This is a genomic window from Streptomyces zagrosensis, assembly GCF_014203645.1.
Classification (GTDB): Bacteria; Actinomycetota; Actinomycetes; order Streptomycetales; family Streptomycetaceae; genus Streptomyces; species Streptomyces zagrosensis.
On record NZ_JACHJL010000003.1, the window covers coordinates 214,683 to 239,205 of the forward strand.

A 24,523-nucleotide genomic window follows, 5' to 3' on the forward strand; every position below is an offset into this window, starting at 1 on the left:
GAACGACCGGTGGCAGTCGGACGGGTCCAAGTACCGCCCAACGACATGGGAGGAACACAGCATGACGACGCTCATTGAGCCCCCGACCCGCGAACCGGTTGCCGGAATCCAGTCCCTTGAACTGGAGATCACGGGTAAATGCCAACTCACGTGCACACACTGCCTGTCTGAGTCCAGCCCCCAAGCGTCCCATGGCACCATGTCGCCCGAGGACTGGCGAGCGGTCATCATCGACGCTGCCGGACTCGGCATCCGTACCATCCAGCTCATCGGGGGTGAGCCGACCGTTCACCCGCAGTGGCGCGGGTTCGCCGAACTCGGGCTCTCGCTCGGGCTCCGCGTGGAGATTTACAGCAACCTGTTTCACGTCGCCCCCGACTGGTGGGACCTGTTCGCCCGCCAGGGGGTGACGCTCGCGACGAGCTACTACAGCGACGAGCCCGCCGAACACGACAAGATCACCGGGCGTCAGGGTAGCTACGTCCGGACCCGGTGCAACATCCGGGGAGCGGTCAACCGTGGCGTCACGCTGCGGGCCGGAATCGTGGACATCCTGCCGGGCCAGCGCGTAGCCCAAGCGCGTGCCGAGTTGGAATCCATGGGGGTCCAGCGCATCAACACGGACCGGGTGCGTGCGGTTGGGCGTGCGGCACTGCCCGGGTGGAAACCGACTCTCGATGAGATGTGCGGGCGGTGCACCCGCGGACGGGCTGCCGTTCTGCCCAACGGTGATCTCGCCGGCTGCGTGCTCTCGCGCGACTTCCCGGCGGGCAACGTGCGGGAAACGCGACTCGCTGACCTACTCGGCGGGGAGCATTGGGCACAGCTCGCCGCGAGTGTCCCGCTTCCGGTAAGGAACGCGTGCACGCCCGACGACTCCGGAGACTGCGACCCGGCGAACACGCCATCATGCGACCCGCAGTGACCCGCACTCACAGAAAGGTTGCCGCATGAATTGGCAACAGCACGCGGTACGTCTCGCCGACCAGGTAACCGACCCGGATTCTCGGTGGCGCGCGCCAGTAGCAGCGACACCCCGCCATGACCTCGTGCCCCGCTGGTGGGAACGGGACGGAAACGGAGGGTGGCACTTGCGGGACGGGGCCGGCGACCACACACGGTGGATGGAAGCCGCGTACGCGGATCGCTCCCTGATCACACGCGTCGGTCCGCACCACGCCGACCACGCAAAGCCCGGCGACCAGCCCCAAGGAATGACCACATCTTCCGCCACGCTGCCGAGCCTGGTCGTGCGGATGCTTCGACATGGGCGGCTCGGGGACGGGCTTTCGTTCCTCGATCTGGGCACCGGAGCGGGCGGGCTCACCGCCTATGCGGCACAACGCATAGGAGACCGAAACGTGACCAGCCTGGACGTGGACCCCTACTTGACCAGTGCGGCAGGTGAACGGCTCGCACGGCTCGGGCTGCACCCCACATTCGTCACAGCGGACGCAACGGATCACGTGCCCGGCACGTACGACCGGATCGTTTCCACGGTCGGGCTGCCCGCCGGCCCCGGGCTCGCCCCCGTTGTAGCCGCACTGGCACTGGGCGGAAGGATCGCAACCACCATCGGGCGTACCTGCCTGATCCTCACGGGGTGGAAGCGCTCAAACGGTGACGTGGTGGGAGTTGTCGAGCGCGATACCGCCGGGTTCATGCTCACGCGCTCGGGCGACGACTACCCGCCGGCCCTCACCGAGCTGTTCGCCCTCGCACGGAGCGCGGAAGGCGACGACCGCAGTACGGGCAGCTATCCCGTGGTGGACATGCCGAACGCGTGGGAACTGGCTTCCATGCTCCAAGTCACCGCCCCGGGGGTGGAGTTGGGCTACGCCGAGGAAAGTGGAACCCGCACCGCCTACATGGTTCACGCGGACGGATCATGGGCCCGAGCATCTGCCAAGGGAACCACCCTGCCGGAAGTCCACCAGGGCGGACCGCAACGACTGTGGACGGCGCTAGAGCGCATCCGTGACCGCCTGAACGCGGAAGGGCTGCTGCCGCTGCTCGGAGCGCGATTGCGCATCACACCGGACGGTGTCTGCCATCTCTCCCGTGGGAACTGGCGTGGCGCTCTAGGCGACCGATAAGCCCCGTCCGCCCGTCCGGCACCCGTGAGCCGGCGGGCGGGCGGTTCCCCCGACCGGATACGCACACCTCGAAGCCCCCGCCCCTTCTCCGCTGGACGGACCGCGGGGTCGGGGTGGGCCAATTTCAATGCGGCCCCGGCACATCCCATGCCCCTCACTACGCACGCGAGGCAGCCGAGCCGGGGCCCGCGTAGCAGGCAAGGCACTGCCCCTCAATCGGCATTACCCGACTCGGTGGGCTCGCACCGCTCGCGGACGAATGTCCCGCGCTGCGGAAGCGTATAGACGTACCCCTCATCTCGTAGATAGCTCACGGCATGCCGAGCCGTGTTACGAGCTACCCCGTACATCTGCATAAGCGCGGATTCGCTCGGCACCCGCCGATTCACGGCCAAGTTGCCGTTCTCTATGTCCGCGATCAGGTCCGCGGCAATCTGCCGATACGGCGGGTCGGGGGACTCGTAGTCGATCACGCTCGTCGGCATGGGCCGAGCCTAGACGCCCGCGTACGTCCCAACCCGTCCGAGCACGTCTGAGAACGTATCTAGACGTACCTATAGGAGATGACTAGCGTTGCCAACGAAAGCGCCCCGACAGACCGCGTAGGACCGGTCCGCCGAGGCTCGCCGAAACAGCTTTCAAGGAGCTGAAACGACTATGCGAGACCTTATATCCCGCGCCCTTATATGGGTGCTGCGGCTACTGCTGCCCGCCCGGGGGCGACACACAGCACTCCACGCGCCCGCCTCCGAGCCGGTGACCCTGCCCCCCGTCATCTGCGCCCCGACAACCCCGATCCCCGTTCACGTCCTCGCTCGCTCGATTCCGTCGCCGTGGCGCCACCGCGTCGGGCCATGGCTACTCGTGCGGGAAGCAGGCCAAATCCGGGAACGCCGCCGCGCCGTCGAGTTCGCCACGCTCGGCCAAGATCACCCGTACACCTACCCCGGCGCCCCCTTCCCGAGGTCGGCGTTCACAGACTGGGTGAGCGCATGACCGCCGAGAGTCCATCCAGCACGCCGCAGAACGGGCGCAGCGCCACCTGCCTACGGTGCAAGCGCCTCACGTACGCGCCGATAGAAGTTCGCTACACCGAGCGAGCAAGCGGCCCCGGGGTGGCCCTGTACGCCTGCCCTGACTGCGCACCGCGCTATGTGCCCAGCCCGAGCCCAGACGACGAGATAGGCACCATCTAACACCCCACAGACAGGCAAGAGCCCCGTTCGGCCACGTGCCGGGCGGGGCCCTTTCTTGCGCTGACCTGGTCTTTTCTAAGTTGACAGGGTGTAGGGTCTACTCAGGTGGGGTGGACGGTGAGCTGACTTGTTACGGGGTCGTTGGGGTGGCGGCGGCCGGTGATCTTTACCGCTGTTGCGCGGTCTACTTCCTGGTCGCATAGGGGGCATAGGAGCGTGAGGGCTTCGGGTCCGTGGGTGTGGATGACGGCCGGGGCGAGGAAGGAAGCCAGGAGGTAGGGGTGGGCCAGGTAGTGGCCGGACCAGTTGTGGGGGATGCGCCAGTGCAACCCGGCGCCGAATCGGCGGTGGGCGGGTGGTACGCCGACGTAGTGTTCGGCCGGTTCGCCGGTGATGAGGGTGACGTGGGGGCGTAACCGTTGCCAGGAGGTGAGGGTGGCGCGTGGGGCCGTGCCTTTGGGCGTGAGCCAGTAGACGCAGTCGCGGACCGGGTCCATGATCGCGGCGCTGTTGTCCTCGCCGCCGTCCAAGAACTCCAATGCCCACTCGGCGACCGCTGTGCTGGTGCGGATGGCGTCCCATTCGCGGCCTGCGGGCAGCATCATCACTTCATCGCAGGGCGGGGGAAACCATGTGCTGCTCGATGCCGTCATGCCACACCCCCAGTAGCCTGATTGGTCTGTCCAGCGCGGGTGGTGGTGATGGCGTCGGCGAGGTGGCTCGCGTCGGTGAGTAGGCGCTTGGGGGTGGGCTTGACTCGCCACCACACCAGGTCGGTTCGGGTCATGCCGGGTACGAAGACGTACGAGCTGTCGTCACCGGAGATGGTGATGTTGTCGTCGTCGTACAGGTGTTGGAGGGCTGGTGCGTTCGGCTCGGTCAGCCAGGTCATCTGGCGGCCGATGTCCTCTTGGATGACCGCACCGCTCGCTTCGCCGAGGTGGGCGAGGACGCGGTTGCCGAGGTAGGTGGACAGGGTCAGCGTGTGCCAACCGAGGTCACCGACCCTGGACCAGTGCACCCCGCCACCGGACGGAATCCAGTCATGGGGCGGGACGGTGGACGTGCTGATTTCGGTGGGCATGATCGCTCCAGTAACAGGCGCTGTTCGGTGCGGGCGTTTCCCCACGCCCGTAAGCAGCCCCTCGCGAACGATGTATCCGCGTAACGAAGTTGGGGCGTTCTCTGACCGTAGGGCCGCAAAACGCCTGGAGCGGGGACAGGGCGTCCCCCCTGATTTAGGGGGACGCCCTGTCCCTTTTCCTGTCCACCGTGTGGGTTACTCGCTGGGCTGTGAAACCGTGTCGGCCAGGCTCCGGGCGACGCCTGCGAGTGGGCCGGTGATGGTGCGGGCCAGGTCAGTAGCCAAGGCTCGCCCGGACGGCACAAACCGCACGGCTTCCGGCGATGTTTCGTGCGCGAGGCGCAGGTACTGCAAAGCGGACGGCAGCTCGCGCCGGGCACGCTCGGCCTTCGCTGCGTCGAGATACAGCCGAGAGCGACGTTCCGTCGAGGGAATGCTCATCGGGTCTGTGACGTCTTCCAGGCGCCGCAGTGCGGTGCCCGGTGTCCGTAGCTGTGCGCCGAGTGTCACAGCGTGGACCGCCACGTTGCCACTGCCGAACACGGTCCAGGGATGCGCGTACCCGCGCGGCAGCGTCTTGGCTACGCGGGCCGCCTCATCGTGCTCATGCCATGCCTCCCCCTCCCGGGCGTCCTCCGCCGCGGTGACCGCAGCATGCAGGCACAAGGCGCCGTACATCGCCCGAGTCTGGTCGTCACCAGTCTCCAGCAGGTCGCGCAGCCCGGAGGCGGCGCTCCGTGCCATGCGCAGGGCCTCGTCAGTGTGTCCCTGCGCCCGCAACCCGTGGCCCACCACCCACGCCGCGCCTGCCAGGGTGAGGGGGTCGTCCGCCTGTTCAGCCCACATACGCGCCCGGTCCACAATGATCCAGTACAGCTCTGGTTCCGTGGTGTACGCCGCGTACTGCTGGGCCAGTGCGTATGTGGCGGTGAGCGTCGCTGCTACCTGACGGCGCTGGGGGCTGTCGTCGCGCACGGTGCGTTCGAGGGCGTGTCCAGTAGTGATCAGGCTGGGCAGGATTTTCGAGATTTCCGTACGCTGCCGCCTGGCCCGGTGCCAGATCTCCCAGCCCAGTTGGACGCGTCCGGCGTACTCGGCGGGGCTGATGTCGCCAAGTGCGGCGTCGGTGTCGGCGGAAAACGCGCCGAGGGGAGCCTCAACTATCGCGCGCCGAAGTGCTAGCACGCCTGGGTGAGTCACCTTGCCGCCGTCGAGCACCGGTACGGACGCCCCGCCCGTGAGTTGCGCGAGATCCTGGCATCCCAGCGCGCGGGCCAGGCGCAGGAGAAGCACCAGCGATCGTAAGTCGCGCTCGCCTCGCTCAATCTTCTTCACCCAGTCGGGCCCGCGACCCACGAGTCCGCCCAGAGCGGTGCGTGTCAGGTTGCGGCGTTCACGGAGGTCGCGGACACGCTCACCAAAGGTCATGTCTGCGGTCATTTCTGCATGAAAGTCCGGCACTTGAGCCCCCTTTTCCAGGGATATACCCGCCAGGGTAATGATTCCATGAGAGGCATGGGGTGAGTCCTCAGCGTGGTGCGAGGGCCCAGACGAAGAGGGCCGAGCCAAGCAGTCCGACCAGCCCCGCATGCGCGGGGACCACAGCCCGACCGATCACGGGGCGGTGCACAGCGCGGGACCACCCCCGCACGCGCGGGGGCCACGAGGAGCGGCCGGATGCGCGCGACGCACCGGAGGGACCACCCCCGCACGCGCGGGGACCACCTCGCGACGAAGGACAAGCTCGCGGCGCAAAAGGGACCACCCCCGCACGCGCGGGGACCACGTCGGAAGCTACATTCGAAACCTGATTTTCGTGGGACCACCCCCGCACGCGCGGGGACCACAGTTCGCCACCTGCGACGTTACCGCGCCATAGCCCAGTTTTTACCCACTTCCGCGAACTCCGACATACTGCCCCACCGCGACATACCGCCCCGCCCCCTCCCGCGCTCAGCGTCAACGTCGCGCCCATGTGCGCTCGCTCGCCTTACGCCTGCGCCCATGCTCCCACCCGTCTACCCGCCCGGGGCCCCGCAGGTAAGCGCGGCCCACTATGCGGGAGTTGTCGGGCTGCGGCCCGCCGCCGCTCTGCCGCAAGAAATGACGCGCGGCGCGCGGGCCAGCCCAGCCGAAGCCCCGCCGCATGCGCGCCGAAGCCCGCCCCAGGCGGAAAACGGGCTAGCTCAGAGGTGCGGCTGAGCCGCCGGAGAGCGGATAGAACGGTAACGTCGGAACCGTCCGGGGCGCCAACATTGCGAGTTCGCTGGGGTTTTGGTGGGGATCGAGAGCGATCAGCTCGTTTATGACTATCTGGGCAAGGTCGGCGACCTCGCCCAGCGGCAAGGGCTGCTGTCCGGTGACCGGGTGCGGCTCGTTTCTGAGGTGCGGGCCGATATCGACCGGCGTCGTGCCGTCGCGCCGGGTGGTGACAGTCCCGCCGCCGTGAAGAAGCTGCTTGCGAAGATCGGTACCCCGGCGGAGGTGGTCGCGGCGGCCGGTGGTCGGTCTGCTGGGGCCGCTGGAGCCGCCCCGAGCGAGGGAGCGGGCGCGGACGTCGGCCCGGCGCAGGGTTCCGGTTCGGGGTACGCGGGTGTGGGGCATGCCGCCGACAGTGGCAGCGGGCGCGCCGGGGGTGAGGCCAGCCCCGACCGCGGTGGGCTCGCCGGGCTCTCCTCGGTGGCCGATCAGGCGGCGCGCGCCGCTCGGGAGAAGCTGTCCCGGCTCACCGAGCGCGGGTCCCTGACTGGTGGCCTGACCAGCGGCCTGACCGGCAGGTTCACCTCCTCGCCGCGCCGCGACGCGGGCGGCTCGCCCGGGCAGACCGTACGGCCGGCGACCCCTGACCCGTGGGCCGAGCAGCCCACGGAACAAGGGCGCGAGGGGCGGCGCGGGCCTGGACTGCGCAAGACGAGGCCCGGCGAAGCCAGCAAGACAGACGGGGCTAACGCGGCGGGTAGGGCCAGCGAGGCGGACGGTGCGGGGCGGGGCGGGTTCGCCGCGTCGCCGCGGGTGCCCGCGCCGCGGCCACCGGTTCGGCCGCCCAACGCCGCCTCGCCGCCGCATCTCGCGGGTGAGGACGAGTTGGGCCCGCGCCAGTCAGCCCCTGACTGGTGGCGTACGGAACCGGGGCCGCTGGACATCAGCCCGTTCGACGGCAGCGGGCCCTTCGCGCCGCAGGGGGCCGGGGCCGGTTACATGGACGGCTTCGTCGGCGGTATTGAGCTGCCCGAGCTCCTTCATCCCCCCACCGACCCGGGCCGACAGCCCGTCGAAAAGGTCCCCGCCGAGGACGAGGACGCCGAAACGGTCGAAGGCGCGGATGACGGCGCGGCGGTCGATGAGGGGGGCGGCAAGCGCCGTGGGCTGGTGCGGCGGATGCTGCTGCCGCGGCGTGGCGGCGGCGCGAAGGCGAAGGGTGACAGCGGTGCGGGCGGCGGTTCGGTTGCCTGGCTGCCGGTGGTGGCCGCGCTTTCCCTGGTCGGTGGTGCCGCGTTCGGTAGCTGGATCGCGCTCGGAGTGGGCTGGGTGCTCGCGTACAACACCCGCAGCCTCTCCCGTAACGAGGCGAAGTTCGCCGCGATCGGCGTTCCCAGCCTCGCGGTGTTCGGCGGCCTCGTGTGGCTGTGGGGGCGCTCCGAGGGGCGGTGGGGTGCGGCCATCGCGGAGGGCGGCATGGATGACGCCCTTGACGGTACGACCCCGGGCGTCATCCGGGCCGCGGCGATCGGGTCGGCGCTGTATCTGGTGTGGCGCGCTCGACGGCGACCGGTCGGGTGACTTCGAACCCCACGGTTTCAGATCCCAGGGCTTCCCCGACCCCGAAGCACCAGGCACCAGGCACCCCGGTACGGGTACTCGCGGGCCTGCGGTTAGGTGACGCTCAGTGCGGGCGGCGTGCCACGGCAGAATATCGGCCATGCCCTCGAACCCGCACCAGCGCCGGCAGCCCGCCCCGCGGCCGTCCCCACCCTCCCAGCCGAGCCCGCGGCAGCCCACCGAGCAGCGGACGAATCCGCAACCGAATCCGCAGCCTCAGAGCCCGCAGCCCCAGAGCTCGCAACCCCCCAGCTCGCAACAGCAAAGCCCGCAACAGCAAAGCCCGCAACAGCGAAGCCCGCAGACCCCCAGCCCGCAACAGCACAGCCCGCAGCCGCGCCCAGGCGGCCCCGTTCCGGTCCTCACAGTCGGCTTTGACCTTGATATGACGCTCATCGACTCCCGCCCCGGGATCAAGGCGGCCTATGCGGCGCTGGCCGCGGAGACCGGCACGTTCATCGATGCGGACCTCGCCATCACCCGGCTTGGCCCGCCGCTCGAACAGGAGCTTGCGCACTGGTTCCCCGACGACCAGATTCAGCCAGTCGGCGACCGCTACCGCGAGCTCTATCCCGCCCACGCCATCGGCCCTACCCCGGCACTGCCGGGCGCCCACGAAGCCATTGCCGCGGTCCAGCAGTACGGCCCCGGCGGCGGCGCGGGTGCGGGCGCCAGTGGCGTCGCTGTCGGCGGTCGGGCGATCGTCGTCACGGCCAAGCACGAGCCCAACGCCAAGCTGCATCTGGAACACCTCGGCATCCGGCCCGACGCCGTCATCGGCTGGCTGTGGGCCGAGGCCAAGGCGGAGGCGCTGCATGAGTACGGCGCCAGCGTGTACGTCGGTGACCACATCGGAGACGTACGCGGCGCCCACACCGCCGGGGCGCTCGCGGTCGCGGTCGCAACCGGCCCTTGCGACGCGGACGAGCTGCGCGAGGCCGGGGCCGATGTGGTGCTCGCGGACCTGACTGAATTTCCCGCTTGGTGGCGTGGTTACGTGGCTGACCTGGCCTGACGTCGCTGTGCGGCGATCGACGACAGCAGGCCGCCGGTCGCGATCAGGAAGCCGACGCCCATCAGCATCGACACGAAGTAGGCGGGCGTCGGCAGGCGGTCGAGCCCGAGCAGCAGCGGGGTCACTGTGGCCAGTGTGCCCACCGCGCCGACCAGGAAGACGATGGCGCCGATGCGGACCAGGAGATCCCCAGTTCGGGAAGTTTCATTACTCACACGACCAGGGTAGGTCCCCTACCTGCGACGGCGGGACCCTGTCGGGTCATTACGGAGCAGGAACGACCCGGGTACGTCTTGTCACCAGGCTCCGGACCATTAGCCTTGGTGACGGCGGGTCTTGCGACCCGCTGTAGTGCTATCCAGAGCTGTTTTCCGTAGTTTCCCGACGAGTTACGAGGACGAGGACAGACGTGCCTACCGGCAAGGTCAAATGGTTCAACAGTGAGAAGGGCTTCGGCTTTCTCTCCCGTGACGATGGCGGTGACGTCTTCGTTCACTCGTCGGTGCTCCCAGAGGGCGTAGAAGCGCTGAAGCCAGGACAGCGCGTCGAGTTCGGGGTTGTCGCCGGAAACCGTGGTGACCAGGCACTTTCGGTGACTATCCTCGACCCCACGCCCTCCGTGGCAGCGGCCCAGCGGCGCAAGCCCGATGAGTTGGCCTCCATCGTTCAAGACTTGACGACATTCCTAGAGAACGTCACTCAGCAACTTGAACGCGGTCGCTACCCCGACAAGGCCCAGGGCCACACGATTGCGGGCATGCTGCGCGCGGTGGCAGATCAGCTCGACGTATAGGCAGATCGACAGGTAGGCGAGCAGCACTCATCGAGCCGGCTCCACGCGAGCAGCACTTATTGAGCCGGTTTCGCGCGAGCAGCGTTCATCGGACTGGCTCTCGAGCGAGCCCGTCCTTTCTCGGGCCCGGCGGCTGACCACAGCACGCCGGGCCCGTGCCGGGTCGCGGACCGGGCGCAGTGTTATTCGGAGAATCTTTCTCGTTTCTCGGCCATCGTCAGTGCGAGCACCCTTCGGTTAGATGGGTGGATGAACGCCCAGCCATCGGAGCTCCCGCGAGCCGCCCCGGCACGTCCGTCAGGCGGCCCGGCCCGCTCGTCAGCCTCCCCGGTCCGTCCGCCAGCCGGCCCGGCTCATCCGTCAGCAGCCTCGAAGGAGTGGCTGATCCCGTTGCGTCGGGAGCCGCGGCAACGCCGTAGCCGCGAGAAGGTGGACCGGATCTTGGACGCCGCCGTGGCGCTGGTGGTGCACGAGGGGTACGCGGCGGCCACCACCACCCGGATCGCTGAGCGGGCCGGGGTCGGCCTGGCCACGTTGTACGGCTTCTTCGCTGACCGTAGGGCGGTCTTCCGGGCGGCATCGGCCCGCAACCTCGATGTGTTCCTGACCCGGCTTGAGCGGTTGATGGAGGGCGCCGGATTCGCGCACTGGTGGGAGGCGGCGGCGGCCGGTTTCGACGAGTACGTACGGATGTCGCGGGCCGACGTCGGGTTCCGGATGGTGCTCTTCGGGGATGTGGCCGACGACCGGCTGTTAGCTGAGGGGCGACGCAATGACGAGGTGGTGGCCGACCGGCTGGCCGAGCTGGTCGGCGAGCAATTCGGGGTCGCCGTGGACGAGCGGCTGCGCACCGCGTTGCTGATGGCCGTTGCCGCGGGGGACGCCCTGGTCAAGCTCGCCTTTGAACGCGACCCAGACCAAGGTGATCCGGCCGTACTCGCCGAGGCGCGCCGCGTGGTGCAGGGCATCTTCGAGCGCGGCGCGAGGACCGGGGCGGCGGGCCCCGCGGCACACCCTGCGTGAGCCCCTGCGGCCAACCGCCCCCGGCCAGCCGCCCTCGGCCAACCGCCCGGCCGAGAAACGCCGGGACGCGGGGGAGTCAGGGGGCTGGATGCCCGATGGCGGAAAGTGGAGAAGGTTTTCAGGTTTCCCCTGACGCCATATTGACCCGGGAGTAACCACGGTCTCATTCTGGGCCGCAAGCGCCGGCCGGCGGTCCTTCCGGCCGTACGGGATTACCACCTCACCCCTCACAGTCAGGCACCGCGTATGTCCTTACGCACGTTGTGTCCGTCGTTCGGCCTGCGCCCTCGCGGCCCTCAAACCGGCCCCATGCGCAGCCGCCGCCATTCCCGGGCGATTGCCCGTAACGCGACCGTACGAGCCGTAATCGGTGGGCTGGTTGCCGCGCTCGTGGCCGCTACCGGCCTCGCGGCGGTCGGGCCAGCGGCGGCGGATGCGGCGCGGACGGAGCGCGGCCAGGCAACGCAGCAACAAGCCGCCGCTGACCGGGGATACCGGGTCGGCGTGGGCATCGCCGACATCACCGGAGAGGCCGCCGAGGTCGGCATGATGGGGTATGCCCGGCTGGATCAGCAGACCTCCGGCATCCACACCCGGCAATGGGCGCGCGCCTTCGTGGTGGAGCAACCGGGCGGTCAGCGCGCCGTGTTCGTCAGCGCCGACGCCGGGATGATCATGCAGGGCGTGCACCAGGAGGTGCTGCGCAGGCTCGCCGAACGCTTCGGCCCGCGCTACACCGAGAGCAATGTGACCCTCTCCGCGACGCACACGCACGCGGGCCCCGGTGGTCACTCGCACCACGTGCTCTACAACCTCACCACACTCGGCTATCAGAAGAAGACCTACGAGGCCATCGTCTCGGGCATCGTCGCCTCCATCGTCTCCGCCGACGCCCACAGCGCCCCAGGCACCGTGAAGATCGCGACCGGCGATCTGCACGACGCCAACGTCAATCGGTCGGCGGAGGCCTTCCGCCGCAACCCGGCCGCCGAACGGGCCCGCTTCCCCGGCGAGGTGGACACCCGGATGACCGTGCTCCGCTTCGAGCACGGCGGCCGGCCGATCGGCATGCTGAGCTGGTTTCCCACCCACGCCACATCCATGACCCCCGAGAACACGCTGATCAGCGCGGACAACAAGGGCTATGCCGCGTACCGCGTCGAACACGACGCCTACGGCGTGGACGCGGACGAGCGCGGACGGTTCGTCGCCGCGTTCGCGCAGACCAACGCCGGGGACATGTCGCCGAACCTGCGTGACGGCGGCGCACACGGCCCGACCGACGACGAGTTCGAGAACACGAAGATCATCGGGAAGCGGCAGGCCGATAAGGCACTGGAACTCTTCAACGGCGCCACGGAGGAGTTGCGCGGTCCCATCGACCATCGGCAGCGCTACGTGGACTTCTCCGCCGTGGATGTCGCGGGCGGCTACACCCCGGACGGCCAGCCGCACCGCACCTGCCAGGCGGCGCTGGGCCAGGCGTTCACGGCCGGCGCCGAGGACGGCCCCGGGCCCGACCTTGTGGAGGAGGGCGATCTCAGGGCCAACCCGCTGGTGGTCGGCCTCGGCGCGGTGCTCAATCCCGCGCCCGCGGAACTGCGCCGGTGCCAGGCGCCTAAGCCGGTCTTCTTGGCGACCGGGGCGCAACACCCGTCCTGGACGCCGCAGATCCTGCCCGTACAGATCGTGCGCATCGGACAGCTCACCCTCACGGCAGCCCCGGCCGAGTTCACCATTGCCGCGGGCCACCGGGTCACCGACACGGTCGCCGCGGAACTGGGCGCCGGCTCCGCGCGGCACACGGTCTTCGCGGGCTACTCCAACGCGTACAGCCAGTACGTCACCACGCCACAGGAGTACGACGCCCAGCACTACGAGGGCGCCTCCACCCACTTCGGCCGCTACACCCTGCCCGCGTATCAGCAGGAGTTCGCAAAGCTGGCGAGGGCGCTGCGAGACGGGGAAGCGACACCGAGCACGGTGCGCCCACCATGGCAGGGTGACCGCCAACTCGGCTTCCAGCCCGGCGTGGTGCTGGACACCCCGCCCGCGGGCAAGGCGTTCGGCGACGTACGTGACCAGCCGGCCGACAGCTACCGGCGCGGCGAGCGCGCCACCGCCACCTTCTACACCGGCCACCCCAAGAACGACCTGCATACCGAGGGCACCTTCCTTGAGGTGCAGCGCCGCGACGCCGCGGCCGACGCTGGCTGGCGCACGGTGGCCACCGACAACGACTGGTCCACCGTGTACCGCTGGAAACGTGCGTATCTGGCCGTCTCCACCGCCCAGTTGAGCTGGGACATCCCGAAGGACGCAGCGTCAGGCGAGTACCGCATCACGCACCACGGCGACGCCCGCTCACTCGGCGGCGACATCAGCCCCTTCACGGGCACGTCCCGAACGTTCACCGTCCACTAACCGCGCTCCCTGGCCACGTCGCTGACCGGCCTGCCCAGGTGGCCATCTGACCGGCCGCCGTCCGCACGAGAGTCGTGGTGGACGGAGGGGCCAGCCGCGGGGCGGGACTCCTGGCAGGGGGTCTCCCGCCCCGCGGCTTTTTCGCGGACCGTGACGCCCCGTGAGGCGCTGTGAGGCACCGCGAGGTGTGGGACACCGTGACGCCCCGTGAGACACCGTGACGCCCCGCGGGGCACCGCCGTCAGACGAAGTCGAGCGCACCGGGGGGCAGCGCGGGCACCAGGCCATCGGCCGCGGCCCGGGTGAGTAGCCCGCGGACGGCGGCGTAGCCGTCCTCGCCGAGGTCGGCGGTGAACTCGTTGACGTACAGGCCGATGTGCTGATCGGCGACGGCCGGGTCCATCTCCTGCGCGTGCGCCAGCACATACGGACGGGCGGCCAGCGGGTCATCCCAGGCCATCCGTACCGAGGTGCGCGCCGCTGCGGCCAGCGCCCGCAGCCGCTCGGGGCCCAGTGCGCGCTTGGCGATGATCGCGCCGAGCGGGATCGGCAGCCCGGTGGTGGCCTCCCAGTGCTCGCCCATGTCGGCGAGGCAGTGCAGTCCGTAGTTCTGGTACGTGAACCGCGCCTCGTGGATGACCAGGCCCGCGTCCACCGAGCCGTCCCGCACAGCGGGCATGATCTCGTGGAACGGCAACACCTTGATCTCGCCCACGCCCCCGGGCACCTCGGCGGCGGCCCACAGCCGGAACAGCAGGTACGCGGTGGAGCGCTCGCTCGGCACCGCGACCGTACGGCCGGCCAGGTCAGCGGCGCGCGCTGGTCCACCGGTGAGCACCAGGGGCCCGCAGCCACGGCCGAGCGCCCCGCCGCACGGCAGGAGCGCGTACTGGTCGAGCACCCAGGGGAGTACCGCGTACGACACCTTCAGTACGTCGAACTCACCGCGCTCGGCCATGCCGTTGGTGATGTCGATATCGGCGAAGGTCACATCGAGCGCGGGCGCGTCCGGGACGCGGCCGTGGGCCCACGCGTCGAAGACGAAGGTGTCGTTCGGGCAGGGCGAGTACGCGATCCGCAACGGGCCGTCGTCGCCGCGCTGGCCGCCCTCGCTGCGGTGGCTGTGTTCGAAGCGTGCGAAGCGTGCGAAGCGTGCAGAGCGTTCGGTGCCTTCGAAGCGTTTGGTGCCATCGAAACCTTCGCTGGTCACGGGGTCCTCCTCGCGCGGGGAGTGGCTACGGGGGCCGCGTTCGGCGGGCGTGCGGGGGCCGGCGGCAGGCACAGCAGGCACATCGGGCGTGGCGGGCGCGTCGCGCGCCGCCCGCGCTTCCGCCCTGTAGGGCGGTGTCCGCGCGAGCGCGGCGAAGGCTTCCGCGAGGGCGTCCAGCGCTTCGCCGATGCGCCAGGCGGGCCGATCGCGCGGGCCGACCGCGTTGGAGACGGCACGGACCTCCAGCGCGGGCACTCCGTAGGCGGTGGCCGCCTCCGCGACGCCGAAACCCTCCATCGCCTCGGCCACCGCGCGGGGGTGGCGGGTGAGGAGTTGGGCGGCGCGGGCGGCGGTCCCGGTGACGGTCGAGACGGTGAGTACGGTCCCGCAGACGGCCCCCATCGCCTCGGCGAGGGTCTGTACGAGATGCGGCGGCGGTACGTGCTCGACGGTGCCGAAGCCGAGCTCGGTAACGGCGGCGAACCCTTCGGGAGTGTCCGCCCCCAGGTCGGCGGCGACGATCGCGTCCGCGACGACCACGGTCGCCAGCCCAACGCTGGCCCCGGCCGCCGGCACCTCGGCTGCCGGCACCGCGGGCGAAGACCCCGCGGGCGAAGCCGACGTGCCGGACGCAGCCTGGTGCGTAAGGAAACCGCCGCCGATGCCCGCCGAGATGACGAGGTCGTACGGGGCGCCCTCGGCGATCGCGGTGGCCAGGGCGCTGCCGGTGGCGGCGGCCGATGCGGCCGGGCCGACTCCGGCCGCGATGACATCGGCCGTCAGCGCGTCCAGGGTCAGCGCGTCGGCGGCCCGCGGCATCGGAAGGGCCAGTCGGTGCCGCGTATAGCGGGGGGCGCCGGGCAGGGAGCGCTCGACGCCTTCGAAGGCGCCGGCCTCCCGAATGCCCCGCACCACCGCGTCACTTTCGGCCGAAACTGCGGTCACGATTAGCGCGCGCATGTGCTCACGCCCCTTGGTCGGTGCGATATGCGGGAGGTGTGGGGGTGCTGCTGGCGGTGCTGGTGCTGGTGGTGCTGGTGCTGGCAGTACGAAAAGGCTCTGCGGTCGGCAGTGGGGGGAAGAGGACCGCCGGGGAGGCGGGTAGCCGGGGCAGTCGTCCGGCGGGCAGCCGGCCTGCGGTTACTTCTCGCGCTCAAGCTCGAAGTGCCACATCGCCTTGGGGCCGTCCTTCTTCGTCAGCTCCACGACGGCGATGGTGACCTTCTTGCTCATACCGAGCGACTCGCCAGTTTGCGGGTTCTTTTGCTCGAAGAGGGTGTCACTGTCGAAGCTGCGGTAGTTGTCCTCGCTCGGTTCCTTCATGATCGGGTTGGACGAGACCATCACCCAGCCGGATTCGGCGATCTCCGGTTCCACGCCGATGCGCACCTTCTCGCCAGGCGCGACCTTGATCGACTTACCCGTCTTCTTCGACAGGCAGCCCTTGAGCTCCTTCTCGCTCAGCGGGTCACCGTCGCCGTTGCAGCCCTTGGTGGCCTCGGTGTGCACCGAGTCCGTGCCCACGGTCACGGTCGCGAGCGGGGTCGGCTTGTCACAGGCGGCAAGGGTGATCAGCCCGAGAGATACGGCACCGACGGCGGCGGCGACGCGGCGGCCCTTGCGCCAGGACGACATCGAAGCGCGGCTCCGCCGCGTGGCAGTGGTCATGCTGGCAGGCTATCGGGCGGGGTGGATCAGGCCACGCGCGGGTGCGGCGTGCCGCGCCTGGCTGACGCCAGTAGCCCCGGCACGGTGCCGAGCCAGCCCAGCGTAAGGAAGCAGCCCGCCGCCGCCATGCCGATGACGCCGTTGAGCGGCAGCAGGATGCCGATTGCGCCACCGGCGACCCAGGACATTTGGAGCGCGGTCTCGGAACGGGCGAACGCCGAGGTGCGGACGTTCTCCGGTACGTCCCGCTGGATCAACGCGTCTAGCGACAGCTTGCCCAGCGCTTGCGAGAGGCCTGCGATGGCGGCGAGCGCGGCCACGGCGACCTGGCTGAAGAGCACGGCGGCGGTGATCGCCGTGCCGAGCGCGGTGGTCAGCACGGCGGCGATGATCAGCTCGGGGCCGCGGGTCCGCAGCCCGGCGCCGATCGCCGTGCCGCACGCATTGCCCGCACCGGCCGAGACCGCCACGATGCCCAGCGACAGTTCGGGGCTAAGGCCGCCCAGCGGATGCTCGCGCAGCATGAACGCCAGGAAGAGGGTCAGAAAGCCGGAGAGCATGCGCAGCGTCGCATTGGCGGGCAGCGCATGCAGGACGGACGAGCCAACGGTGCGCAGCCCCGGCCGCCTGCCCTGCGCCCCGCCGCCGTTACCCGTGCCGCTGGTGCTGGTGCTGCCGCTGTTGCTGTTGCTGTTGCTGCTGCTGCCGCCGCCGCGGACGGCGATCTCCTGACCGGTCGAAGGGCCCGCACTGAGGCCGCTCTTGCTGGCGCTGCCTTCGATGAGGCTGCCCTTGGTGAGGCTGACTTCGCTGAGGCTGACCTCGGCGGGAACGGGAACGGACTCAGCGTCATCGGACCCGGCGTGGGCGGACGCCGCGTCACCGGTCCCCGCATCACCGGACCCCGTGTCACCGGGTTCTACGAGTGCTGGCCCGGGACGGTCGTACGCGTCGGCGGCATCCTCCCCGGCCGCACCCTCAGCCTCCGTCGCCTCCTTCGCGGTCCGCTCGGCTTCGCCGGCCGGGCTGGGGGCGCCCGGGCTCGGGGTGGCGTCCGGGGCCGTCGTCAGGTCCGTACCCGCGTCGCGTCCCGCACTCGGCTCGTGCTCGCGTCCTGGCCCTGGCACGGGTACCGGAACTAGCGCCGAGACCGAGCTATGGCGTGCTGCCACCTTCGCGACCGCGCCCCGGGGGAGGGCGGCCGATGCGGTGCGGTGCGGCGAGCGCTCGGAATCGGCTGCGGCAACGCCATCGGAGTCATCAGAACTAGTAGACCTGCTGGGACCAGCAGAACTAGCAGAACCACCAGAACCATCAGAATCACGGGAGTCGCCCGAGACATGCGGACTGTCCGAGTCATGGGAAGCGCCGGAGAGGTGTGCGGGCTCATGGCCGTGCGGCAGCAGGTGGGGCGGGCGCGGCAACAGGTGGGCGGTTGCCTCGCCCTTCGCCGAGTCCACCTTGTGCGGCAGGGTGAAGCACAAAATCGTGCCCGTCGTGAAGACGGCACACGCTCCGTACAGCGGCCACGCGGGCCCAATCTGGTGCAATCCGGCGCCGATGGGCGCGGCGAGACCGGTGGCGAGCAGCCCACCGAGCGTCACCCGCGAATTGGCCTTGACCAGCGAGAAGCGCAGGGGCAGCAGCCGGGGCACGACGGCGGACCGTACGACTCCGTACGCCTTGGACGCCACCAGCACGCCGAGCGCCGCCGGATAGAGCTCAAGGCCACCGCCCGAGACCGCGTCCGCCATCGTCAGCGCGAGGAGCGCTCTGGTCAGCATCGCGCTGGCCATCGCGGCGCGACGGCCGTGCGGAATGCGGTCGAGCAGCGGTCCGATCACGGGGGCTAGCAGGGCGAAGGGCGCCATGGTGATGGCGAGGTAGAGCGCGACCCGGCCGCGGGCCTCGTCGGTGGGTACGGAGAAGAAGACGGTTGAGGCGAGGGCGACGGTGATCATCATGTCGCCCGCGGAATTCACGGCGTGCAGTTCGATCAGCTTGCCGAGTCCTGACTCCCCGGCGCCCTGCGCGTGGGTAGCCCGACGCACGCCGCGTGCCGTGCTAGCGAACGGGCGGCGTAGCGCGTGGCCGAATGAGCGCCTCGATCTTCCGATCGGGCCGCTTTCGGCGAACCTTGTGCCTCTCACCACGACATCGTCTACCCAACATGGGCGTGCTACGCGACTTTCCGCCGCTTCTCCTCCGCGTTTCCCTCACACTCCGGGCCATGCACGGGGCCGCGGCCTGGGGCTGCGGCGTTCGGGCGAGGGGTATGGGGGGCTTACGGCGCATGCGTGACGGGGTACGCGGTACGGGTTAACCGGGTATGGGTGAGGGGCCCTTCGACGTTGTGGATGGCAGTGCGGGATGTGAGGGGCGGTGGTCGGGTATGGGGGCTGGGAGCGGCGGAATCAGTGGTTTTGAAGGTGCGTGGCCACGGGGCGGGCGAAAAGGTGCGGCCCGTGACCCAAGATGTGACCGCGAAAAATTCTGGGACCGGGAAGTGACCGCGAAAGCGAGGAAAGAAGGAGCGCGGTGGGTGGCACCTGCGCGGCCCAGGGCCAGCGCAGCAGCCGTAGCGGCCAGCGAAATGGCCGCAAGGGCGGCTGGGGGAGCGGCCGGGAGAGCGGTCCCGAAAGGGTGCTCTGCGGGCGGGAATCGGGGTGGCGAAACGTCGCGGCGCCGAGGCGGGGTGGGGAGGGTGCGTCTCGACAAGGTAGCGTGCCTAACGCGCCACTGGCGGTCGTTCTTGGCCACGCACCGGGTCACCGTCCCGCAGAATGGGACGTACTGGGTGCGCCCGAGGCCGTTCGGGCGCGGACGTCGAATGCGGTCCTCCGGTCCGCTCCGTCCGCTATTCCGGCCGCTGGGCTGGCGCGCTCGTGAGACGGCGTAGGAGAGAATCGATTCTTGTGAGTGCTGCGATGCGAAGCCGTACCCCGGACCGCTTGTGCGCCGATGCGGTCGATCTTGCCCGTGTGGCGGCGGAGGAGACGGCGCTCCCGGGACTCGTCGGGGAGCACGTTGCCACCGTTGCCGACGGGGACCGTGTGGTCACCCATTTCTTTGAGTGCGCGGAACCCGGCTACCGGGGCTGGCGCTGGGCGGTGACCGTCGCCCGCGCGTCCCGCGCCAAGCTCGTCACGCTCGATGAGGCCGTGCTGCTGCCCGGGCCCGAGGCGCTGCTCGCGCCGGAGTGGGTGCCCTGGAGCGAGCGGCTGCGCCCGGGCGACATGGGCCCTGGCGATCTGCTGCCGACCGAGGCGGACGATCTGCGCCTTGAGCCCGGCTTCACCGGCGAGGACAATCCGCCACCGAACTCCATCCTCGCGGACGAGGAGTCGCCCGTGCGCGCCATCGGTGACGCGGGCCGTGCTGGGCGTCCGGTGCTCTCCGGCGAGCTGGCTCAGCTCGCGGATGCCGAGGACGCGGACGTCACACCGGGTTCCCCGGCGGTGCAGCCCCCGGTCGTGGTCCCGGGCGCCGGTGGCTTGGTCGAGCCCGAAGCGGTGGACGCTGGCACGGAACTGCCCGTAACCGGCACGATCGCCGCGGTCGCCCAGGAACTGGGCTTGGGGCGCGCCCGAGTGCTCTCTCGTTACGGCCTGCACGTGGCCGCGGACCGTTGGGAGGAGTCGTACGGGGCGAAGACCCCGATGGCCCAGGCAGCCCCCGCTTCCTGCGTGACCTGTGGATTTTTGACGCCGCTCGCGGGATCGCTGCGGCAGGCGTTCGGGGTGTGCGCGAACGAGTTCAGCCCCGCGGACGGCCGGGTGGTCTCCCTTTCGTACGGCTGCGGTGGCCACTCCGAGGCGGCCGTCATGCCGAAGCCGCCCCGCCCGGCCCTGCCCGTCATCGACGAGACGGTTGTCGATCCGCTGACCCTGCGGCCCGATCGGACGGGCGGCTCGGTCGAACCGGACGGCCCGGCGGAGGAACTGGGTCATTCCTGACCCGCGCCCCCTGGCGCCGCTCTAGCCGGAGCCTGGTGCTCTAGCCCGAACCTGGTGCTCTAGTCCGAGCTGGGTGCGCTAGCCCGAGCTGGGTGCTCAACCTTGAGCTCGGCGCCGCTCCAGCGCGGGCGAGCCCTGGTTGCGGCCAGGTCGCTCCTTTGGCGTCGGCCGGCCCGTGTGTGTTTCCCGCGCCACCCGTAAGTGTTTCGCGTGCGACCTGTGCAGTTCACTGGGAGGGCGGGGGGAGTCCGGGGCCGCCGCCGGTTGACGGTACGTTCACCGAAGGACGCATCACCGCGGGCATGCCGCACGCACGGAGCGGGCGGGCCGCCAGCGGATCGGGACAGGGGAGACGACACGTGAGCAGCAGTACGGCGATGGTGCGCGGCGCGACGGGCGATGCCGACCCGTTCGGTACCGGGCGGCTGCGGCGCGGCGTACTGGACGCATGGTCCGCGTCGCCCGCTCGGTTCCGGGAGGACGCCAACGCTGAGGAGGACCTCGCGCTTGGCGGCTACCGTGACCGCCTCATCATCGAACTCGCGCAAAACGCCGCCGACGCCGCCGCCCGCGCCCAGGTGCCAGGGCGGCTACGGCTCACCCTGCACGGCCCCGAAACGACCTCCGACCCACGCGCCGGCGAGAGCGCAGGCCCTGCCGGCCCGACGCTCGCCGTAGCCAACAACGGTGTGCCGCTCGACGCTGCCGGTGCCGAGTCCCTGTCCACCCTGCGCGCCTCAGCCAAGCGCGACAGCCACCCCGCTACCGGCGCTTCCACCCATACCGAAAGCGGCGCCCATGCCGCAGCCGCCGCCGTACCAGCGGAGTTGGCCGTGGGCCGGTTCGGTGTCGGCTTCGCCGCGGTGCTCGCGGTCAGCGACGAACCCGCCATCGTGAGCCGCACCGGCGGGGTGCGCTGGTCGCTCGCCGAGGCGCGCGAGTTGGCGCACCAGGCGGCCGAAGCGAGCCCCGGGCTCGCCGACGAACTGCGCCGCCGCGATGGCCATGTGCCGCTGCTACGGCTGCCGCTGCCCGCCGAGGGCCAGGCCCCGGAGGGCTACGACAGCGTGGTGGTGCTACCGCTGCGCGACGGCGCCGCCGAGGACCTCACCCGCCGGCTGCTCGCTGCCATCGACGCCTCGCTGCTGCTCACCCTGCCCGGGCTCGCCGAGGTCGTCGTGGAGACCCCGGAGGGCGTACGGACGCTGCGGCGGCGCCAGGACGGCCCGTACGTGGTGATTGAGGACAGTGCGCACGAGAGCGGCGCGACGCGCTGGCGCGTGGCCCGCGCCGGGGGCCCGCTGACCGCCGACCTCCTCGCCGACCGCCCGCTCGAAGAGCGGCTGCGCCCCGCGTGGTCGGTGACCTGGGCGGTGCCGGTGGACGCGGACGGCGCGCCGGTACGCATCGACGGCGGCCCCGCCGCGGCGCTGTCCGGTCTTGGCGCCGGCTCGCTGGAGGCCGCCGGTACGCAGCGCAGCGGAGAGGCCGCCCGTGGTGGCGTGGCTCCCGTGGTGCACGCGCCGACGCCCACGGACGAGCCCATGGGGCTGCCCGCGCTGCTCATCGCCTCCTTCCCGTTGGAGCCCACCCGCCGCCGGGTCGCGCCGGGTCCGCTCACCGACTTTTTGGTGGCTCGCGCGGCCGACGCGTACGCCACGCTGCTTCGCGACTGGCACCCGGTGACCGTTGGCACCATCGACCTGGTCCCCGGGCCACTCGGCAAGGGTGAACTTGACGGCGCGCTGCGCCGCCTGGTCCTCGACCTGCTGCCGCGGGTCCCCTTCCTGCCCAGTGCGCACGCGGCGTACGGGGCTGGCCAGGGCACGGACGACGAGGCCGGGCTGGACGACGTAGCGGCTGCGGCCGACGCCGACCCGTACGGCATCGCGCCCGTCGATGAGGCGCCCGCCGTGCTGCGGCCGATGGACGCGGAGCTCTTGGAGGGCGCGGGCGCCGAGGCGGTACGGGTGCTCGCCGAGCTGTTCCCGCAGTTGCTGCCCGCCGGGCTTGAGCGGCGGGCCGAGCTGCGCGCGCTGGGGGTGAACCGGGTGCCGCTCGGCGAGATGATCGACCGACTCGCGGGCGCGGAACGCCGGCCCACCTGGTGGCGACGGTTGTACGACGCGCTGTCGGGCACCGATCCTGACCTGCTCACCGGCCTGCCGGTGCCGCTCGCCGGCGGCGCCCCGCAAGGGGCCGTCACCGGTCGTAGGCACGGCATGGACAGCGGGGCGGTACGGACCACGATCGGCCCCCGCCAGGTCCTGCTGCCGCTGCCGGACGACATCGCTCTCGGGGACACTGCGCTGGGGGGCACTGCTCTCGGGGACACCGCTTACGGGAACACTGCTTCCGGGAACACTGCTTTCGGAAACACGACTCCCGGAGGCACCGCTCTCGGGGACACCGCTTCCGGAGACACATCCCCCGGCTCCACCGCCGCGCGGCATCACCGCACGCTCGCCCGGCTCGGTCTGAAGGTCGCGCACCCCGATGCGGTCCATCCGCTGTTGGAGAAGCTGGGCGCGACCCCGGCCACGCCGCGGGCCGTGTTGACCACGCCGCAGGTGCGGGCCGCCGTCGCGGGTTCGCTCGATGCCGCCGACGACTTCGATGCGTACCTGGACGAGGACGCCATCGGCGGGCCGCCGGACAGCGACGCGCTGGCCGAGACGGTGCTCGCCCTGGTGCGGGACGCGCGGCTCGTGCCCGGGGACGAGCCCTGGCTCGCCGCCCTCGCGCTGCCCGACGAGGACGGCGAACTGGCGCTCGCCGGCGATCTGGTGGTACCTGGCAGTGACTTCGAGCAGGTCATCCGCGAGGGCGAACTGGCTGCCTGCGATGCGGAGTTGGCCGAGCGGTGGGGCGAGGAGACGCTGGCCGCGGTGGGCGTGCTCGCCAGCTTTACGCTCGTACGGGCCACCGATATCGTGCTGGACCCGGACGAACTGGAGCCCAGGGACAGCGACTTCCCCGAGTCCGACGACGTGGGCGTACTGGACGCGGTGGACGTGTGGTGCGAGGACCTGCTCGACGCGCTGCCGCAGACGTCCGTACCGCCGGTGGCCGCCGAGGTCATGGCCGTACGCGATCTCGACCTGGTGGACGACGACGCCTGGCCACTGGCGCTCGCGATGCTTTCCCAGCCGCCGCTGCGGGACGCGCTGACCACGCCGGTACGGGTGCTACTGCCCGGCGGGACCACGGAGACGGTGCGGCCGTATACGGCGTGGTGGCTGCGCGACCATCCGGTACTCGACGGCCGGCGCCCGGCCGGGCTGCGCGCCGCCGGCGGTGATCCGCTGCTCGCCGGCCTGTACGAGGCGGCGGACACGGCCGATGTGGACGCGCAGGTGCTGCGGGCCCTTGGCGTACGCACCTCGGCCGCGGCCCTGCTCGACGAGCCCGGCGGAGCGGCCGAACTCCTGGCCCGCCTCGCCGACGAGGCGAGCTCCGTCGGCCCGGCCCAACTGCGCGGCCTCTACGGAGCACTGGCCCGCCTCACACCGGATGAGGTCACCCTGCCGGATGAACTGCGCGCGGTGACGTACGGGCTCGCCACGGAAGCGGCCCGGGGCGAGAGTGATGCCGGTGCGGAGGCCGGGGCGGGTGCGGAGCTCGGTGCCGGGTACGCCGTGGAGGTGGTGGACGCCGCGGACGCGCTGGTCGCCGATGCACCGGACCTGATGCCGCTCGCCGTCGCCGAGTCCCAGCCCCTGCTGCCGGTGCCCCCCGGCCAGGCCGCCGACCTCGCTGAGCTGCTCCAGGTGCGGCGGCTGAGCGAGGCACACCCCGCGCCGGTCGTCTCGCACGGCGAGCCGCACGAGGTCGCCGCAGCGGTGCGGGAGCTGCTGCCCGGAGCGCCGCTGTTCTACATCGAGCACGAGGAACTGCTGGTCGCGGTGGGAGCCGGCGTCGGAACCGGCGTCGGGCAGACCAGCCCCGGTCATGGCAGCGAAAACGGCTCAGGACCCGCATCCGGCCCGAACGTGCGCCACTTCGAACTGGACTGGCGCTACGTGGACGGCACCCTGCACGCGGCCACGGTCGAGGGCGTGGCCGCGGGCCTGTCCTGGGCGGCGGGCCAGTGGGAACGCCGCTTCGAGGTCGCCGCCCTCTTGGAGGACCCCACCCGCACCGAGGAACTGGCCCAGTCCCGCTGGTTCGACGGCACCGCTTAACGGTTTCCGCCTGGCGGCTTCGATCTGGTGGGTGTGGTGGGTGTGGTGGGTGTGG

General features: G+C 70.7%; 19 protein-coding genes and 1 pseudogene. 11 read left to right on the forward strand and 9 right to left on the reverse strand.

Annotated elements, in window-relative coordinates:
• The first annotated feature begins 61 nt into the window (after window positions 1–61).
• Both FHS42_RS07820 and FHS42_RS07825 read left to right on the forward strand, forming a co-directional pair.
• On the forward strand, window positions 62–925 hold the full coding sequence (locus FHS42_RS07820) for a radical SAM/SPASM domain-containing protein (protein ID WP_184570218.1): 864 nt from the start codon (window positions 62–64) through the stop codon (window positions 923–925).
• 289 nt (window positions 926–1,214) lie between these two features.
• Complete coding sequence (locus FHS42_RS07825; RefSeq protein WP_312866769.1) at window positions 1,215–2,096, forward strand: methyltransferase domain-containing protein; 882 nt, start codon at window positions 1,215–1,217, stop codon at window positions 2,094–2,096.
• A gap of 212 nt (window positions 2,097–2,308) precedes the next feature.
• On the opposite strand, the gene FHS42_RS07830 is transcribed toward FHS42_RS07825, so the two are convergent.
• Complete coding sequence (locus FHS42_RS07830) at window positions 2,309–2,581, reverse strand: winged helix-turn-helix domain-containing protein (protein ID WP_184570222.1); 273 nt, start codon at window positions 2,579–2,581, stop codon at window positions 2,309–2,311.
• A gap of 172 nt (window positions 2,582–2,753) precedes the next feature.
• On the opposite strand from FHS42_RS07830, the gene FHS42_RS07835 reads away from it, so the two are divergent.
• Together FHS42_RS07835 and FHS42_RS07840 are read left to right on the forward strand one after the other, a co-directional pair.
• Window positions 2,754–3,092, forward strand: a complete 339-nt coding sequence (locus tag FHS42_RS07835) for a hypothetical protein (RefSeq protein ID WP_184570224.1) — start codon at window positions 2,754–2,756, stop codon at window positions 3,090–3,092.
• A complete protein-coding gene (locus FHS42_RS07840) occupies window positions 3,089–3,292 on the forward strand; it encodes a hypothetical protein (RefSeq protein WP_184570226.1) in 204 nt (67 codons plus the stop codon). Before FHS42_RS07835 ends, FHS42_RS07840 begins: the two co-directional genes overlap by 4 nt.
• 101 nt (window positions 3,293–3,393) lie before the next feature.
• Here the strand turns inward: FHS42_RS07840 and FHS42_RS07845 are convergent, their stop codons facing one another.
• The 3 genes from FHS42_RS07845 to FHS42_RS07855 all read right to left on the reverse strand — a co-directional run bounded on the left by FHS42_RS07845 (window position 3,394) and on the right by FHS42_RS07855 (window position 5,816).
• Window positions 3,394–3,897, reverse strand: a complete 504-nt coding sequence (locus FHS42_RS07845) for a hypothetical protein (protein ID WP_184570228.1) — start codon at window positions 3,895–3,897, stop codon at window positions 3,394–3,396.
• Between the two features lie 44 nt (window positions 3,898–3,941).
• Window positions 3,942–4,376 carry a hypothetical protein gene (locus FHS42_RS07850; RefSeq protein WP_184570230.1) on the reverse strand — a complete coding sequence of 145 codons (435 nt, stop codon included), beginning with the start codon at window positions 4,374–4,376 and terminating at the stop codon, window positions 3,942–3,944.
• 195 nt (window positions 4,377–4,571) lie between these two features.
• The gene (locus FHS42_RS07855) at window positions 4,572–5,816 is read right to left on the reverse strand and encodes a helix-turn-helix domain-containing protein (RefSeq protein ID WP_184570232.1); all 1,245 of its coding nucleotides are present in this window, start codon (window positions 5,814–5,816) and stop codon (window positions 4,572–4,574) included.
• 837 nt (window positions 5,817–6,653) lie between these two features.
• Between FHS42_RS07855 and FHS42_RS07860 the strand changes: the two genes are divergently transcribed.
• Window positions 6,654–8,156, forward strand: coding sequence for a hypothetical protein (locus FHS42_RS07860; RefSeq protein ID WP_312866793.1), 1,503 nt, complete (start codon window positions 6,654–6,656; stop codon window positions 8,154–8,156).
• A gap of 424 nt (window positions 8,157–8,580) precedes the next feature.
• Window positions 8,581–9,210 (forward strand): HAD family hydrolase, encoded by a 630-nt coding sequence (locus FHS42_RS07865; RefSeq protein WP_184570236.1) that lies wholly within the window; start codon window positions 8,581–8,583, stop codon window positions 9,208–9,210.
• Here FHS42_RS07865 and FHS42_RS07870 read toward each other — a convergent pair.
• Entirely contained in the window at window positions 9,189–9,425 is a 237-nt protein-coding gene (locus tag FHS42_RS07870) for a hypothetical protein (protein WP_184570238.1), read from the reverse strand. The two genes, FHS42_RS07865 and FHS42_RS07870, sit on opposite strands and share 22 nt — an antisense overlap.
• A 194-nt stretch (window positions 9,426–9,619) precedes the next feature.
• On the opposite strand from FHS42_RS07870, the gene FHS42_RS38130 reads away from it, so the two are divergent.
• From FHS42_RS38130 to FHS42_RS07885, 3 genes are all read left to right on the forward strand, one after another.
• Window positions 9,620–10,003, forward strand: coding sequence for a cold-shock protein (locus tag FHS42_RS38130; protein WP_184570240.1), 384 nt, complete (start codon window positions 9,620–9,622; stop codon window positions 10,001–10,003).
• A gap of 390 nt (window positions 10,004–10,393) precedes the next feature.
• Window positions 10,394–11,026, forward strand: coding sequence for a TetR/AcrR family transcriptional regulator (locus FHS42_RS07880; protein ID WP_184570242.1), 633 nt, complete (start codon window positions 10,394–10,396; stop codon window positions 11,024–11,026).
• Between the two features lie 309 nt (window positions 11,027–11,335).
• Window positions 11,336–13,450: a neutral/alkaline ceramidase gene (locus FHS42_RS07885; RefSeq protein WP_184570244.1), complete on the forward strand. Its 2,115-nt coding sequence runs from the start codon at window positions 11,336–11,338 to the stop codon at window positions 13,448–13,450.
• 241 nt (window positions 13,451–13,691) lie between these two features.
• On the opposite strand, the gene FHS42_RS36695 is transcribed toward FHS42_RS07885, so the two are convergent.
• The 4 genes and pseudogenes from FHS42_RS36695 to FHS42_RS36705 all read right to left on the reverse strand — a co-directional run bounded on the left by FHS42_RS36695 (window position 13,692) and on the right by FHS42_RS36705 (window position 18,379).
• Window positions 13,692–14,531 (reverse strand): 1,4-dihydroxy-6-naphtoate synthase, encoded by an 840-nt coding sequence (locus FHS42_RS36695; protein WP_246494409.1) that lies wholly within the window; start codon window positions 14,529–14,531, stop codon window positions 13,692–13,694.
• A gap of 279 nt (window positions 14,532–14,810) precedes the next feature.
• A pseudogene (gene mqnB / locus FHS42_RS36700) lies at window positions 14,811–15,620 on the reverse strand (futalosine hydrolase); the annotation flags it as partial.
• Window positions 15,621–15,800: 180 nt separating this feature from the next.
• Complete coding sequence (locus FHS42_RS07895) at window positions 15,801–16,328, reverse strand: hypothetical protein (protein ID WP_246494366.1); 528 nt, start codon at window positions 16,326–16,328, stop codon at window positions 15,801–15,803.
• Window positions 16,329–16,354: 26 nt separating this feature from the next.
• Complete coding sequence (locus FHS42_RS36705; RefSeq protein ID WP_376772545.1) at window positions 16,355–18,379, reverse strand: hypothetical protein; 2,025 nt, start codon at window positions 18,377–18,379, stop codon at window positions 16,355–16,357.
• A gap of 876 nt (window positions 18,380–19,255) precedes the next feature.
• Between FHS42_RS36705 and FHS42_RS07905 the strand changes: the two genes are divergently transcribed.
• Both FHS42_RS07905 and FHS42_RS07910 read left to right on the forward strand, forming a co-directional pair.
• Window positions 19,256–20,284 (forward strand): DUF3027 domain-containing protein, encoded by a 1,029-nt coding sequence (locus tag FHS42_RS07905; protein ID WP_184570250.1) that lies wholly within the window; start codon window positions 19,256–19,258, stop codon window positions 20,282–20,284.
• A gap of 377 nt (window positions 20,285–20,661) precedes the next feature.
• On the forward strand, window positions 20,662–24,468 hold the full coding sequence (locus FHS42_RS07910; protein ID WP_184570704.1) for a molecular chaperone Hsp90: 3,807 nt from the start codon (window positions 20,662–20,664) through the stop codon (window positions 24,466–24,468).
• Window positions 24,469–24,523 lie beyond the last annotated feature (55 nt).

Coding starts and splice junctions, on each gene's coding strand:
- FHS42_RS07850 (WP_184570230.1), bottom strand. CDS start 4,376: ATGCCCACCGAAATCAGCACGTCCACCGTCCCGCCCCATGACTGGATT.
- FHS42_RS07830 (WP_184570222.1), bottom strand. CDS start 2,581: ATGCCGACGAGCGTGATCGACTACGAGTCCCCCGACCCGCCGTATCGG.
- FHS42_RS07885 (WP_184570244.1), top strand. CDS start 11,336: ATGCGCAGCCGCCGCCATTCCCGGGCGATTGCCCGTAACGCGACCGTA.
- FHS42_RS07820 (WP_184570218.1), top strand. CDS start 62: ATGACGACGCTCATTGAGCCCCCGACCCGCGAACCGGTTGCCGGAATC.
- FHS42_RS07910 (WP_184570704.1), top strand. CDS start 20,662: ATGGTGCGCGGCGCGACGGGCGATGCCGACCCGTTCGGTACCGGGCGG.
- FHS42_RS07855 (WP_184570232.1), bottom strand. CDS start 5,816: ATGACCGCAGACATGACCTTTGGTGAGCGTGTCCGCGACCTCCGTGAA.
- FHS42_RS07905 (WP_184570250.1), top strand. CDS start 19,256: ATGCGAAGCCGTACCCCGGACCGCTTGTGCGCCGATGCGGTCGATCTT.
- FHS42_RS07840 (WP_184570226.1), top strand. CDS start 3,089: ATGACCGCCGAGAGTCCATCCAGCACGCCGCAGAACGGGCGCAGCGCC.
- FHS42_RS07835 (WP_184570224.1), top strand. CDS start 2,754: ATGCGAGACCTTATATCCCGCGCCCTTATATGGGTGCTGCGGCTACTG.
- FHS42_RS07895 (WP_246494366.1), bottom strand. CDS start 16,328: ATGACCACTGCCACGCGGCGGAGCCGCGCTTCGATGTCGTCCTGGCGC.
- FHS42_RS07825 (WP_312866769.1), top strand. CDS start 1,215: ATGACCACATCTTCCGCCACGCTGCCGAGCCTGGTCGTGCGGATGCTT.
- FHS42_RS07865 (WP_184570236.1), top strand. CDS start 8,581: ATGACGCTCATCGACTCCCGCCCCGGGATCAAGGCGGCCTATGCGGCG.
- FHS42_RS07845 (WP_184570228.1), bottom strand. CDS start 3,897: ATGATGCTGCCCGCAGGCCGCGAATGGGACGCCATCCGCACCAGCACA.